This is a genomic window from Tritonibacter sp. AK171, from assembly GCF_030127025.1.
Taxonomy (GTDB): domain Bacteria; phylum Pseudomonadota; class Alphaproteobacteria; order Rhodobacterales; family Rhodobacteraceae; genus Epibacterium; species Epibacterium mobile.
On record NZ_CP126134.1, the window covers coordinates 1,258,423 to 1,272,167 of the forward strand.

Consider the following 13,745-nt stretch of genomic DNA (forward strand, 5'->3'; position numbering starts at 1 on the left):
CCGAGGAGGTGCGCAAGCCTGTGGTGCTCAATGCCGACTAAGACCGTCTCGCTGGCTCTTGGCGCATTTTTGCTGACGGCGACATCGGCGCTGGCGCGAGAACCGCTGGCTGCGATTGATTGGCTGAATACCGCTCCTCCGGTTGCCAATATTCCGCCGACACTTTTGCAAGAGCCGCCCGTGGCGCAGAGCGCGCATGGCCCCGATATTACCGTAACCCCGCTGGAGCGATTGTTGCCGCCGGTGGGGTTGGTGCCTGAGGCCAGAACGGGACTGCCGATTACCCTCTGGCAGGGCAGTCCTGCGGATCAATTGGCCGCTCTTATCCGGGATGTGCCGGTCTATGACCTGCCCGCGATGCAGTCCCTGCTGATGACGCTCTTACTCACGGAAGCACGGCCGCCGTTTCGCGATGATGATCAGATCTTGCTGGCGCGGCTGGACCGGCTGCGTGAATTGGGAGCGACGGAACCCGTGCAGGCCTTGGTCCAAGAGGCCGGGCCCACCCAAAGCCCCGCGCGGTTTGATCGGTGGTTTGATGCGACACTGCTAAATGGCGATGAAGAGCGCAGCTGCGCCGCGCTTACGGCTGATCCTTATTTGATGCAGGATTATTCCGCGCGCATTTTCTGTGCCGCGCGCCGGGGAGATTGGCCGACCGCAGCCCTGATGCTGGAGACAGCCGATGCGCTGTCCCTCATTGGCAAACAGGATATGGCGATTCTGGATCGCTTCCTTAATCCCGACATTTACGAAGGGATGCCACCGCTGCCGCTACCGGCAAGCCCCACGCCGCTGGAGTTTCGTATGTTCGAAGCGATTGGCGAGCCGATGCCCACAACAATGCTGCCCCGTGCCTTCGCAAGTGCGGACCTGCGTGACATCGCGGGATGGAAAGCGCAGCTTGAGGCCGCCGAGCGTCTGACCCGCAGCCGCGCGATGAACCCAAACCAGCTGCTTGGCCTGTTTACGGACCGCAAACCCGCTGCTTCTGGTGGGATTTGGGACCGCGTCGAAGCGGTGCAGAGATTTGATACCGCGCTGAATACCCAAAGCGCGGAAGCCGTGCGGAAAACCTTGCCCGCATTCTGGTCGGCGGCGCAGGCTGCGGGGCTTGAGATGGCGATGGCTGATCTCTTTGCGCCGCGCTTGGCCAAGATTAAACTTGATGGGAAAGCAGCCGTGATTGCATGGCGCTTGCGTCTGTTGTCGTCAGAGTACGAAAGCGCCGCCGCAACGCCACCGGATCAAACCCGCCAGAGCCGTTTCCTCGCCACGCTTGCGAAGGGAGAGCCTGCATCGGATCTCGCGGCGAGCCCGCAGGAAAAGGCGATTGTGCGTGGCTTTGCGCAAGAGAGCGAAATGCCCGCCGCGCAGAAGCTGTTGTTGGATCAGGGACGGTTGGGAGAGGCCATTTTGGTCACCATGAAGAGTTTCAGCCACGGGGCGGATGGCAATCTGGAAGCGGCTGCCTTGTCGCTTGCGGCGTTCAGGCTGATGGGGCTTGAAGACATTGCGCGCCGGGCTGCCCTGCAACTGTTGCTGTTGCCGCGAGGAAGCTGACAGATGCGCGCGCCTGACGATGATCTGCAATGGATTTCCACCTTTCTGGATGCGCAGGCCGCCGAACTCGGTGCCGCGCATAACACGCTGCTCGCCTATGGGCGCGACCTGCGCAATGTCGCAGCTTGGATGGCACATAAAGGCACGTCGTTTGCGCAGATGCAGCAGAGCGATATTGAGGCCTACTTGATCTCTTGCGACGCCGAGGGTCTTAGCCGCGCCACACGTGCCCGCCGCTTGTCTGCGATCAAACAGATCTATCGTTTCGCCTTTGAGGAAGGGTGGCGGCAAGACAACCCGGCACTGCAGATCAAAGGGCCGGGGCGAGAAAAATCACTGCCGAAGACCCTTGATGAGAATGAGGTCGACAGGCTGCTTGGGGCCGCACGCACGGTCGGCCGGACCGAGGCCGACAGGCTGCGAAACACCTGCCTGATGGAACTGCTCTATGCCACAGGTATGCGGGTGAGCGAGTTGGTCTCCTTGCCCGTTTCGGCAGCACGCGGCGATCCCAATATGCTGTTGATCCTTGGCAAGGGCGGCAAGGAACGGATGGTGCCGCTGTCACCGCCTGCACGTATGGCGCTTAGCACATGGATTGAGGTGCGCGACGCAGTTGAAGACAAGCGCGAAGGGCAGGGGCATAAGCCCTCTCGGTTCCTGTTTCCATCGCGCAGCAAAGAGGGCCATCTGACCCGCCACAGGTTCTACCTGTTGATCAAGGAACTTGCGGTCGCGGGAGGTGTCTCGCCGGAAAAGGTCACGCCGCATACTTTACGCCACGCCTTTGCCACGCATCTGTTGCAAAACGGCGCAGATCTGCGGGCTATCCAAGCGCTTTTGGGGCATGCGGATATTGCCACCACCGAGATTTACACCCATGTGCTGGACGCGCGGCTGGCTGAACTGGTGCATCGGCATCATCCGCTTGCAACAAAAGACGACGATTCCCAGTGAATTAGAGGCCTGCGCCGCTTGAACCACAGCGTCTTGCACCCCATAACCACAGAAATCCCACGCTCATCAGGACCCAATAATGGACAGCGCTGCTACCGTACTTGACACTTCCTTCTGGATCACTGCCGGCGGCATTGTCCTGTTGCTGGTGCTTTCCGGGTTCTTTTCAGGGTCAGAAACCGCGCTGACGGCGGCCTCGCGCGGCAAGCTGCGCAGTCAGGCCGACAAGGGATCGCGCGGTGCCGAGGTGGCGTTGGAAGTCACCGAGGACAATGAGAGACTGATTGGCTCGGTTCTCTTGGGCAATAACCTCGTGAACATTCTCGCAGCGTCGCTTGCTACGTCTCTGTTTACCAAGATATTCGGCGAAAGCGGCGTGGCGCTGGCGACATTGGTCATGACCCTTCTGGTGCTGATTTTCGCTGAGGTTCTGCCCAAGACCTACGCCATCACCAACTCTGAAAAAGCAGCTGCCGCTGTTGCGCCGATCATTTCGACGCTTGTAAAAATTCTGGCACCCATCGTGGGGGCTGTGCGGTTCTTTGTGCGAGGTGTGCTGCGGATCTTTGGTGTTCAGATCGACCCGGACAGCCACATCATGGCAGTGCGTGAGGAAATTGTCGGCGCGCTTCAGATCGGCCATTCCGAGGGGGTGGTTGAGAAAGAAGACCGCGACCGCATTCTAGGGGCGCTCGACCTCTCTGACCGCTTCGTCGAAGAGATCATGCTGCATCGCTCCAAGATTGAGATGATTGATGCCGAGGCAGACCCCGAAGCCATTTTGGAGCAATGTCTGACCTCCTCGCACACACGGTTGCCGCTGTTTCGCAAGGATCAGGAAAACATTATCGGTGTTGTGCACGCTAAGGATCTTTTGCGTCAGATGTATGCCAAGATCGGCGGTCCCGATGGGGATGCCTCGGCGCTGCGCGATTTTCAGATCGCTGAGGTGTGCAAACCCCCATATTTCGTTCCCGAGACCACCACGCTTGATGATCAGATGCGCCAGTTCTTACGGATGCGAACGCATTTTGCGCTGGTGGTGGATGAGTACGGTTCGTTGCAGGGTCTGATCACGCTCGAGGACATCCTCGAAGAGATCGTGGGCGAAATCACGGATGAATTTGATCCGGCGGAACAGAGTTTTGCGCGCAAAACCGGGGACGGCAACTTCATCGTTGAAGGTGCCACCACCATACGCGACCTGAACCGGGCGATGGAGTGGAACCTGCCCGACCTTGAGGCGAACACGGTCGCGGGCCTTGTTATTCACGAGGCGCAGATGATCCCGACCGTGGGGCAAGTGTTCTCTTTCCATGGCTTCCGCTTCGAGGTCACGGCGCGAGAGGGCAATCGCGTGACCGGTCTGAAAATCCGCCCCCTGAACAGCTAACAAGCAATTCGCGCCGATCTCTGTAGAGGTGTTTCGCTTCGGGCTTTGCCCGAAGCGACCAGCGCCGCGCGCCCCTTCGGGGCGCGCGGCGCTTGGCCCAACCGGAACGGCTATCCCGATAGGGATAGGTCTGCCGGGCGGGAGGGGCGATATGTCTGAGCGACATGCAGTGTCGTTTTTTGACTGGACTAATGGGCACATGTGTCCAGAATGAAAGGAAATGCGATCCTGACAGGGAGACGGACCCATGAAAACCACCACCCGCGTGGCCATTATCGGGGGCGGCGTTGTCGGCTGCTCCGTTCTTTACCACCTCACCAAACTCGGCTGGTCCGATGTCATGCTGATCGAACGATCGGAATTGACCTCTGGCTCGACATGGCATGCTGCGGGGGGCTTTCACACGCTTAATGGCGACACCAATATGGCAGCGCTGCAGGGCTACACCATTAAGCTCTATAAAGAGCTGGAGGCGATTACCGGCATGTCCTGTGGCTTGCACCATGTGGGCGGTGTGACACTGGCGGACAATCAGGAACGCTTTGACATGTTGAAGGCGGAGCGGGCCAAGCACCGTTTTATGGGGCTTGAAACTGAGATCGTAAGCCCCGAAGAAATAAAGAAAATCGCACCTGTTACCAATATCGACGGGATCATCGGTGGGCTTTACGACCCGCTTGATGGCCACCTTGATCCCTCTGGTACGACCCACGCATATGCCAAGGCCGCGCGCATGGGGGGAGCCAGCATCGAGACCCACTGCAAGGTGATTGAGACCAACCAGCGTGCGGACGGCACATGGGATGTGGTAACCGAAAAAGGCACCATCCACGCTGAACATATCGTCAATGCGGGTGGCCTCTGGGCGCGTGAAGTTGGCGCGATGGCGGGAATTTACTTCCCGCTGCACCCGATGGAACACCAGTATATCGTCACTGACGAGGTGCCGATGATTGCCGCGATCATCGACGGCGGCGGCGAACATCCCCATGTCATGGACCCGGCGGGCGAAAGCTATCTGCGGCAAGAGGGTCGCGGGCTTTGCATCGGCTTTTATGAGCAGCCTTGTCGTCCTTGGGCCGTAGATGGCACGCCGTGGAATTTCGGCCATGAATTGTTGCCCGACGACTTTGACAAGATCGAAGACAGCATTGATTTTGCGTATAAACGTTTCCCAGCGCTTGCTGAGGCGGGAGTGAAATCGGTGATCCACGGACCGTTCACCTTTGCACCCGATGGCAACCCGCTGGTTGGACCGGTGCCGGGCGTGCGAAACTACTGGTCGGCTTGTGCGGTGATGGCGGGGTTCTCTCAGGGTGGTGGCGTCGGGTTGATGCTGGCGCAATGGATGACAACCGGCGAATGTGAACGCGACACCGCCGCCATGGATGTTGCACGTTACGGCAATTGGATCACACCCGGCTACACCCGACCCAAAGTGATCGAGAACTACCAGAAACGGTTTTCCATCGCTTATCCGAACGAGGAACTTCCAGCGGCGCGTCCCTTCCGCACAACGCCGATGTACGACATTTTTGACGATATGGGCGCGGTCTGGGGCCACCAATACGGCATGGAGATCCCGAACTATTTCGCGGCTGACGGCGAGGCCCGCTACGAGATACCCTCATTCCGCCGCTCCAACGCTTTTGATGCCACAGCGCGGGAAGTAAAGGCGGTGCGCGAGGCGGTTGGGATCAATGAGATCCACAACTTCGGGAAATACCGTGTCAAAGGCGCGGGTGCCCGCGCTTGGCTCGATCGGATCATGGCGGGGCGTGTTCCGCAAAAGGGGCGCCTCAGCCTGACGCCGATGCTCTCGCCGAAGGGGCGATTGATTGGGGATTTCACCATCTCTTGCCTTGGCGAAGGTGATTTCCAGCTCACGGCGTCCTATGGCGCGCAGGCCTACCACATGCGTTGGTTCCTGCAGAACCTCGATGAGGGTGTGACGGTCGACAATGTCTCCGATCAGGTGAACGGCTTTCAGATCGCTGGCCCCAAGGCGCGCGAGGTGCTGCAGGCCTGCACGCGCAGCGATATCTCCGATATGCGTTTTCTAGATGTGCGCCGCCTGACCGTGGGCATGGTGGAGTGCGTGGTGCAACGGGTGAGCTACACCGGCGATCTTGGATACGAGATCTATTGTGACCTTCCCAGTCAGCGCGCGCTCTGGGGTGTTCTGTGGGGCGAGGGGCAAAACCATGGCATGAAACCTTTCGGCATGCGCGCGATGATGTCCCTGCGGCTCGACAAGTTCTTCGGCTCTTGGCTGTCGGAGTTTTCACCGGACTACACCGCTGCAGAGACCGGTCTGGACCGCTTTATCTCCTTTAAGAAACCGGTTGATTTTATCGGTCGCGCCGCAGCCGAAGCGGAGCGGGATGCAGGTGTCAGCCGCAAGCTCTGTGCCTTTGAGGTCGATGCAGATGATGCGGATGTGGTCGCTTATGAGCCGATCTGGCTGGACGGCGACGTGGTGGGGTTCTGCACCTCTGGCGGCTACAGCCACTTCGCACAGAAATCCATTGCGCTTGGGTTTGTGCCGGTGGAGCGCGCTCGCGAAGGGCTGACGGTCGAGATTGAAATCCTTGGCAAGAAACATGCGGCTCGCCTGATTACAGAACCACTGTTTGATGCGGACGGCGCACGCATGCGCGGATAAGCTCAAACGCTCGCTGTAGGCCGGCGATAGAACGTCAGGCAACAGAATATCAGGTAATAAAAAAGGGCCGACACTTGTCGGCCCTTGATCTATTTGGCGTAGGTGTCTGACGATCAGAACGGGATTTCGTCGTCGTCAATGTTTTGCGAGGGGCCACCGCCACCAAAGCCACCGCCTTGGTTGCCGCCGCCACCGCCGCCGCCGTAGCTGCCACCACCACCGTAGCCGCCACCGCCGCCACCGTAATCGCCACCGCCTTGACCACCACCAAAGCCACCGCCGCCGCCACCTTCGCCGCGACCATCTAGCATGGTGAGCGTCGAGCCAAAGCCTTGCAGCACGACTTCGGTAGAATACCGGTCCTGACCGCTCTGGTCCTGCCACTTGCGGGTTTGCAGCTGGCCTTCGATGTAGACCTTGGACCCTTTGCGCAGAAATTGCTCTGCGACACGCACCAGACCTTCGTTGAAGATCGCAACAGAGTGCCATTCGGTTTTTTCACGGCGCTCACCGGTGTTGCGGTCCTTCCACGTCTCCGACGTCGCGATCCGCAGGTTGCAGACCTTGCCGCCGTTCTGGAAGCTACGCACTTCCGGATCGCGGCCAAGGTTGCCGATGAGCATTACTTTGTTCAGGGATCCGGCCATGTGGGTCCTGTCCTTTGTTTCTTATCTATTCGTGAGCGATTGCGGCGCATCGCCGGAGCGGCATGTCGAATCCCGCCCATTGTCTGCAGGGCAGAGTAACGAGCCTGACCGTGCGATGAAAGAGCATCAGGCGCGGGATTGACGGTCAAACACCAGATTTACGCTGTTGTCAGGGCCACACAGCGGCAGGGTGGTGCTGTTACCTTTCATTTTACGGACCGGGTCGCTATATTGTCGCCAGCTAAACCGACGAGTTTTCGATTTATCACATGCAACGTATTTCGACTGCTGCCCTCATCGTGACGGTTCTGGCCACACCTGCTGTGGCCGCTGATCTGTTCAACAACAATACCAAGCGCAAAGTATTTGCGGCACAAACCAAATTTTTGGACACCCGCGGTGCCAGCCAGTATCGCGGCTCAGAACGGCTGAAACCAGACAGTCTCAAGGACGATGTCTTGCCCATTTACCGGGGCAGTTATCGTGGCGAGTATCTTGAGGTGGCCCGCAGTGCGGCGCGTGCAAATGGTGTTCCTGAGGATCTTTTCCTGCGTTTGGTGCAGCAAGAGAGCAATTGGAACCCTGCCGCCCAGTCGCACAAAGGGGCGCTGGGACTGGCCCAGTTGATGCCGCAGACCGCTCGTATACTGGGGGTCGACCCGTTGGTGCCCGCAGAGAACCTGCGCGGCGGTGCCAAATACCTCGCGCAACAATATCGCAAGTTCGGCTCATGGCGGCTTGCACTGGCGGCATATAATGCGGGACCGGAGGCTGTGACGCGCCACGGAGGCGTGCCGCCTTACAAGGAAACCCAAAACTACGTGCGCAAAATTCTCGGCAGCTAATCGGCAAACAACCGCAAAACGCTGGCGGGATTCTGCCGAAGTTCGGGCGCTGGAAGTCAAAAAGTTACGACGCGTTAACCATTTGCCCCGCGACCTTCGTTAACGGGTCATTAATCTGCCTTAATCAGACGTAAATCTCTCCCTCAACACGGAGGGAAGTGCAGTGAGTGGGAAATCGTTTGAAGGTCAGGTGTCACGCATGGGTTGGGAACCCGGCGCAAGACCGCGTCCTGAACTGGTTGACAGGATTCTTGATCATCACGGTCATGATGCAGGCCGCGACATTGGCCCGTCTCTGCTTGGGGTCGCACTGGGAGCGCTGCTTGGACTTCTCTTAAAAGGGATGGGGCTTGATGGCTCACCTTGGGGCGCGGGCACGGGCTTCTTTGGCGATGTGATCGGTGCGCTGGCGCTTGGCGGTTTTGCAGCCGCTGTGTTGGCGGCGGTTCTGGGTGCCATGCGGGCAAAGTCCAATCCTGAACTTTTGCAATTTGCGTCGATCAACCTGCTGACCGTGTTGATTGTTTATCTGGTCTGAGCACCAGAGAGTGAGAATACCCGCGGGTGGGACTGTGGGAGTGAGAAAGGGCGCAGCTCTCTAAGGGCTGCGTCCTTTCTACATCTGGAATTTGGCCCGGAGCTGCGCTAGACCGCCTAGGCGATCCCGGAGACTACGATGTTCAAGCTTCTGTCCCAAACCACGTGCCTGTTGCTGAGCGCTGTTCCTTTGGCTGCGGCCCCCTTTAAGACGGCCGAGGAGTTGGGGGAGGCACTGTTTTTTGAAACGGACCTCTCACTTAATCGCACCCAATCCTGTGCCAGCTGTCATGATCCAAATGCCGGTTTTGCTGACCCGCGCCGGGACGCTGAGGGCGCGTTTTCACGCGGAGACGACGGCCAGTCGCTCGGCGCGCGCCATGCGCCGACTGCGGCCTATGCAATGCTGTCGCCGGCATTTCATCAAAACGCAGATGGTGAATGGGTGGGCGGGCAGTTCTGGGATGGGCGGGCCGCTGACCTCGCGGCGCAAGCCGGAGGGCCGATCCTCAACCCGATTGAACTCGGGCTTGCGACAGAAGCGGATGCGATGGCCCGTCTGGCCGAGCAGGAAGATTATGTCACCGCCTTTCAAACCCTCTATGACGTCGACATTACAAAGGATGTAGAGGCAGGGTTTGAGGCGCTCACCGCAGCGCTTGCAAGTTTCGAGAGCACTGAGACCTTTCAGAGCTTTGACAGCAAATATGACCGTTTTCTTCGCGGCGCGGCGGAACTGACAAACGAAGAAGAATTAGGACGGCTGTTGTTCTTCTCGCAGCAGTTCACCAACTGCAATCAATGTCACCAGCTGCGCCGGAGTGCGATGGACCCGGCTGAGCCTTTCACTGATTTCCGCTATCACAATATCGGCGTGCCTGCGAACCTTGCTGGGCGATCCGAAAACGGGGTCGCTGCGGATTGGGTCGACAACGGGTTGCTCGATAATCCTTTGGTGAATGATCCAAAGGAGCGCGGCAAGTTCAAGACGCCGACCCTGCGCAATGTGGCGGTGACCGGTCCTTATATGCATAATGGGGTCTTTCAGGATCTGCGCACGGTTGTTGCGTTTTATAATCGCTACAACAGCAAAGCCGAGAGCGCGCAGATCAACCCGGAAACCGGCGCGCCTTGGGGCGATATTCCGGTGGCAGAGACACTATCCGAAACAGAGCTGACGCATGGGCCTGCGCTGGATGACCGACGGATCGATGCGCTGGTTGCCTTTCTAAAAACGCTCACTGATTCCCGTTATGAGGCGCTCCTGAAAGAGTAGGTCACCTCTCATCAACGAGTTGGGCGTTAAATTCCAAGAAAAAGACACATTTTCGAACCAAGCGCTTTACCGAGGATTCACTTCTGTCCAGCAATTTCGGCCCATCGTTACAGAAGGGCGAACAACACATGCTGGTAGAAAACAGCCACACTCCTGATGCCTTGACCGAGGCATTTGCAACAGTCGACGGTCTGATGGCCACGGGCAAATATGCGCGCTCTCTCAGCGTGATGCTGCCCTTTGTTCAATCAGGTGAGCTGGATGCTGGCCTGCTTGATCGCACCGCCGATTGCTTTTTTGAGATGCGTGATTACGACAACGCTGTCAACGTCATGCGCCACATCACCGAAAACGCACCTGATGATACATCCGCCTGGGGTAAACTCGGACTGATGCTGCAGACCAAGGGCGATCTGCTGGGCGCAGAACAGGCCTTTGAAGAGGTTCTGAAACGCGATCCCAATTCTATCCCGGCGCTGACTGCGCTCAACGGGATTGAGACGTTCGCTGTCGATAGCCTCTATGCGCAGCGCATGATTTCTCTGTCCGAGCGTGAAAACCTCGACAGCAAGCATCGCGCATTGATCCATTATGCGCTGGCGCAAATTGCCCATGCCGCGGGCGAGGTGGATGCTGCCTTCACCCTGTTCCAATCCGCGCGTCAAGAAGTCGCTGGTCCCTTCGCTCCGGCCATCTTTGACGAAATGGTCGCTGAACAGGAACAGATGTTTGAGCCGCGCCCGGCCTCTGAGGATGCCTCTCTTCTGCCCAAGCTGGTCTTTGTCGGCGGTATGCCGATGGCGGGCACCGGTCTGGTTGATCGTATCATGGCGCAGCATCCGGGCGTCTTTAGCGTTGGGGAAAACACGGCTCTGTCGCGCACCCACGGCGCCATCCGTATGCATCTGGCAAAAACCGGTCGTCCCTGTAACTACTGGGATTGGTTGGAGCAACTGAGCGCTGAAGAAATCGACATCTTCCGCCAGTATTATCTGGAGCGTGCTCTGGGTGGTCAGGTTGCCGGTGGCAAGACCATTGTTGACGCACACCCGCTGGGGTGCCTGGAGTTTGGTCTGGCGCAGTTCCTGTTCCCGGAGGCGAAGTTTGTTTTTATGTCGCGCCATCCGATGGAGACAGCGCTCGCCAATATCGCGTCTAACGTGCTGAACGGAAATGCGCTTGCGTCACGTCCGGAATGGATCGCGCAGGTGATGCGGACTGTCTATTCCTCCGCGACCAACTATGCCGCGAAACTTGGCGACACCATGCGTCTTCAGTCCTACGAGGCGCTGGTGCAGAACTCGGAGCGCGAAATCAGCCTGCTGCTGGAGCATGCAGGTCTGGAGTTCAACGCAGCATGTCTAAAGCCAAACGCGCTGTGTGATGTGGACAATATCGCCACCATGCTGGGTCAGGAGGAACTTTCCACTGAGACCCAAAACCAGTGGCAGCCCTATGAGGCCCAGCTAAAGCCTGTCTTTGATGAGCTTGGCGGCGAGCGCTGGGTGTCGGCATGGGAAACCTTTGACGCAACGCTGCGCTGATCCTGTGACGGCTTGGCAGGCCGCGTATAGATACGCCCCTGCTGCATTCACCGGAATGTAAGAAAATAAAAAGGCCTCACCCGAACAGGTGAGGCCTTTTTACGTCGCGATTTACCCTGCAAGGGCAGGTGCGGAGCCAAATCACTCGGCAGCGATTTTGATCACCGGCTCCATGCTCTCGAGCGTTTCATCGCTCAGGTGGCATTTGATTTGGTGCCCACCGGCAAGTGTCTGAATCGGTGGGACCTCAACCTCGCAAAGCCCGCCGGGCACCTTTGATTTCCAGCGGCATCGGGTCTGAAACGGGCAACCCGATGGTGGGTTCATGGCCGACGGGATATCGCCTTCCAGCACGATATGGGTTTTCTCGACCGAGGTGTCGGCGATGGGAACCGCCGACAACAGCGCCTCGGTATAAGGATGATAAGGGGGCGAGAACACTTGTTCGGTGTCGCCGAGTTCAACCACATGGCCGAGATACATCACCATAACCCGGTCGCTCAGGTAGCGTACAATCGACAGATCATGGCTGATGAACAACAGCGTTGTCTTCTCATTGCGCTGAATTTCCATCAACAGATCGGTGACGGCGGCCTGAACCGAAACATCCAGTGCCGATACGGGTTCATCCGCGACAACAATCCGTGCCCCACCGGCGAAAGCGCGGGCAATACCCACCCGCTGCTTTTGCCCGCCCGAAAGCTGCCGGGGCATCCGGTCGGCAAAGGCACGCGGCAGTTTTACCAGATCCAACAACTCCAGCATCCGCTGTTTGCGGGCCGCGTCATTGTCACCGATGCCAAAGATCTCCAGTGCCCGGATGATCTGACGCCCCACGGTCATGGACGGGTTGAGCGTGTCAAACGGGTTTTGAAACACCATCTGTACATCGGAAATCGTCTTGGGATCGCGCGCCTCAATCGGGACATCCTCGATGTTGCGATTGTCCAGAAGGATTTCGCCGTCGGTGGCGGTCTCCAGCCCCATCAGCACTTTGGCAAAAGTGGATTTGCCGCAACCCGATTCACCGACAATCGCTAGGGTTTCGGATTCGCGCGCCTCGAAACTCAGCGTCTCATTGGCCTTGACCACTTTCTTGGCGCCACCGCCAAACAGCGCATTGGCGGTAACCTCATAATATTTCTTGAGCTTGTCCATCTTAAGCACAACGCGCCCCGGCTCATTCTTGGCCTTTTGTTCGCCCAGTGCGATGGGCGCGTCCCAGTCGATCTCCTGAAAACGCAGACAGCGCGTATGGTGGCGCTCATTGCCGGGTACGGGTTCCATCAGGATGTCTCCTGCATCACAGCGCCCAGCCTCAAAGTAATCGCAGCGCGGCCCAAAATTGCAGCCTTTTGGGCGCTCGTGGGGCAGGGGAAAGTTGCCGGGAATTGCCACCAGTGGGCGTGCGTTCTTATCCGCACCGGGCAGCGGGATCGACCGAAACAGCGCCTGCGTGTAGGGGTGACGCATGTGATCAAACACATCCTCGATTGAGCCACGCTCCACCGCCTCGCCTGAATACATCACGCAAATCCGGTCGCAGGTCTCCAGCACCAGCCCGAGGTTGTGAGAGATAAACAGCATCGAGGTGCCGTATTTCTTGCCCAGATCCTTGACCAGTTCCACTACAGCCGCTTCCACCGTCACGTCCAGTGCGGTGGTCGGCTCATCGAGGATCAGCAGCGACGGTTTCGACATCAACGCCATCGCAATAACGATCCGCTGCTGCTGACCGCCAGAGAGCTGATGCGGATAGGAATTCAGCATCCGCTTGGGGTCCGGTAGCTTAACGTCTGTCACCACTTCCAGGGCGCGGGCATAGGCCTCTTTTTCGCCAACACCTTCGTGGATCATCGGCACTTCCATCAGCTGTTTGCCGATCTTCATCGCCGGATTGAGCGAGGCCATCGGCTCCTGATAGATCATCGCAATCTCATTGCCGCGCACATCGCGCAGCTCATCGGCGCTCATCTGGGCCAGATCGCGCCCTTTGAATTTGATCGACCCGCCAACGATGCGTCCGTTCTTGCCAAGGTCCTGCATCACGCCCAGCGCCACGGTGGATTTCCCGCAACCCGATTCTCCCACCAGCCCCACGGCTTCCCCCGGTTGCACCGCGACAGAGAAATCCATCACCGCCGGAATTTCGCGCAAGCGGGTGAAGAAGGAGATCGACAGCTTGTCAATCTCAAGGATCGGGCCGTCATAATCTGCAAGTTTGCTCATTTTGGTCTCCCTGGTGGGCGGAATGAGGCGTGATCAACCTCTTCTAACCCAAAATATCTCGGGGGTCCGGGGGCAGCGCCCCCGGCAGT

Annotated in this window: 10 protein-coding genes; 8 read left to right on the plus strand and 2 right to left on the minus strand. The window is 58.4% G+C overall.

Annotated features, from left to right (window positions below; all coding sequences use genetic code 11):
- Positions 1 to 30 precede the first annotated feature (30 nt).
- From QNI81_RS06000 to QNI81_RS06015, 4 genes are all read left to right on the plus strand, one after another.
- Positions 31 to 1,563 carry a hypothetical protein gene (locus QNI81_RS06000; RefSeq protein ID WP_065325882.1) on the plus strand — a complete coding sequence of 511 codons (1,533 nt, stop codon included), beginning with the start codon at positions 31 to 33 and terminating at the stop codon, positions 1,561 to 1,563.
- Between the two features lie 3 nt (positions 1,564 to 1,566).
- Positions 1,567 to 2,520, plus strand: a complete 954-nt coding sequence (locus QNI81_RS06005) for a site-specific tyrosine recombinase XerD (RefSeq protein WP_283967693.1) — start codon at positions 1,567 to 1,569, stop codon at positions 2,518 to 2,520.
- Positions 2,521 to 2,599: 79 nt separating this feature from the next.
- Positions 2,600 to 3,913, plus strand: a complete 1,314-nt coding sequence (locus QNI81_RS06010; RefSeq protein WP_126136909.1) for an HlyC/CorC family transporter — start codon at positions 2,600 to 2,602, stop codon at positions 3,911 to 3,913.
- A gap of 247 nt (positions 3,914 to 4,160) precedes the next feature.
- Positions 4,161 to 6,578 carry a GcvT family protein gene (locus tag QNI81_RS06015; RefSeq protein ID WP_283967694.1) on the plus strand — a complete coding sequence of 806 codons (2,418 nt, stop codon included), beginning with the start codon at positions 4,161 to 4,163 and terminating at the stop codon, positions 6,576 to 6,578.
- A gap of 113 nt (positions 6,579 to 6,691) precedes the next feature.
- Here QNI81_RS06015 and ssb read toward each other — a convergent pair whose 3' ends face one another.
- A complete protein-coding gene (gene ssb, locus QNI81_RS06020; RefSeq protein ID WP_009176836.1) occupies positions 6,692 to 7,225 on the minus strand; it encodes a single-stranded DNA-binding protein in 534 nt (177 codons plus the stop codon).
- A gap of 269 nt (positions 7,226 to 7,494) precedes the next feature.
- Between ssb and QNI81_RS06025 the strand changes: the two genes are divergently transcribed.
- The 4 genes from QNI81_RS06025 to QNI81_RS06040 all read left to right on the plus strand — a co-directional run bounded on the left by QNI81_RS06025 (position 7,495) and on the right by QNI81_RS06040 (position 11,427).
- Positions 7,495 to 8,070, plus strand: coding sequence for a lytic transglycosylase domain-containing protein (locus QNI81_RS06025; protein ID WP_005617923.1), 576 nt, complete (start codon positions 7,495 to 7,497; stop codon positions 8,068 to 8,070).
- 163 nt (positions 8,071 to 8,233) lie between these two features.
- Complete coding sequence (locus QNI81_RS06030; protein WP_283967695.1) at positions 8,234 to 8,608, plus strand: hypothetical protein; 375 nt, start codon at positions 8,234 to 8,236, stop codon at positions 8,606 to 8,608.
- A gap of 138 nt (positions 8,609 to 8,746) precedes the next feature.
- Positions 8,747 to 9,883 (plus strand): cytochrome-c peroxidase, encoded by a 1,137-nt coding sequence (locus QNI81_RS06035; RefSeq protein WP_283967696.1) that lies wholly within the window; start codon positions 8,747 to 8,749, stop codon positions 9,881 to 9,883.
- Between the two features lie 128 nt (positions 9,884 to 10,011).
- On the plus strand, positions 10,012 to 11,427 hold the full coding sequence (locus QNI81_RS06040; RefSeq protein WP_009176204.1) for a tetratricopeptide repeat-containing sulfotransferase family protein: 1,416 nt from the start codon (positions 10,012 to 10,014) through the stop codon (positions 11,425 to 11,427).
- A gap of 141 nt (positions 11,428 to 11,568) precedes the next feature.
- Here QNI81_RS06040 and QNI81_RS06045 read toward each other — a convergent pair whose 3' ends face one another.
- Positions 11,569 to 13,656, minus strand: coding sequence for a dipeptide ABC transporter ATP-binding protein (locus tag QNI81_RS06045; RefSeq protein ID WP_114963722.1), 2,088 nt, complete (start codon positions 13,654 to 13,656; stop codon positions 11,569 to 11,571).
- Positions 13,657 to 13,745 lie beyond the last annotated feature (89 nt).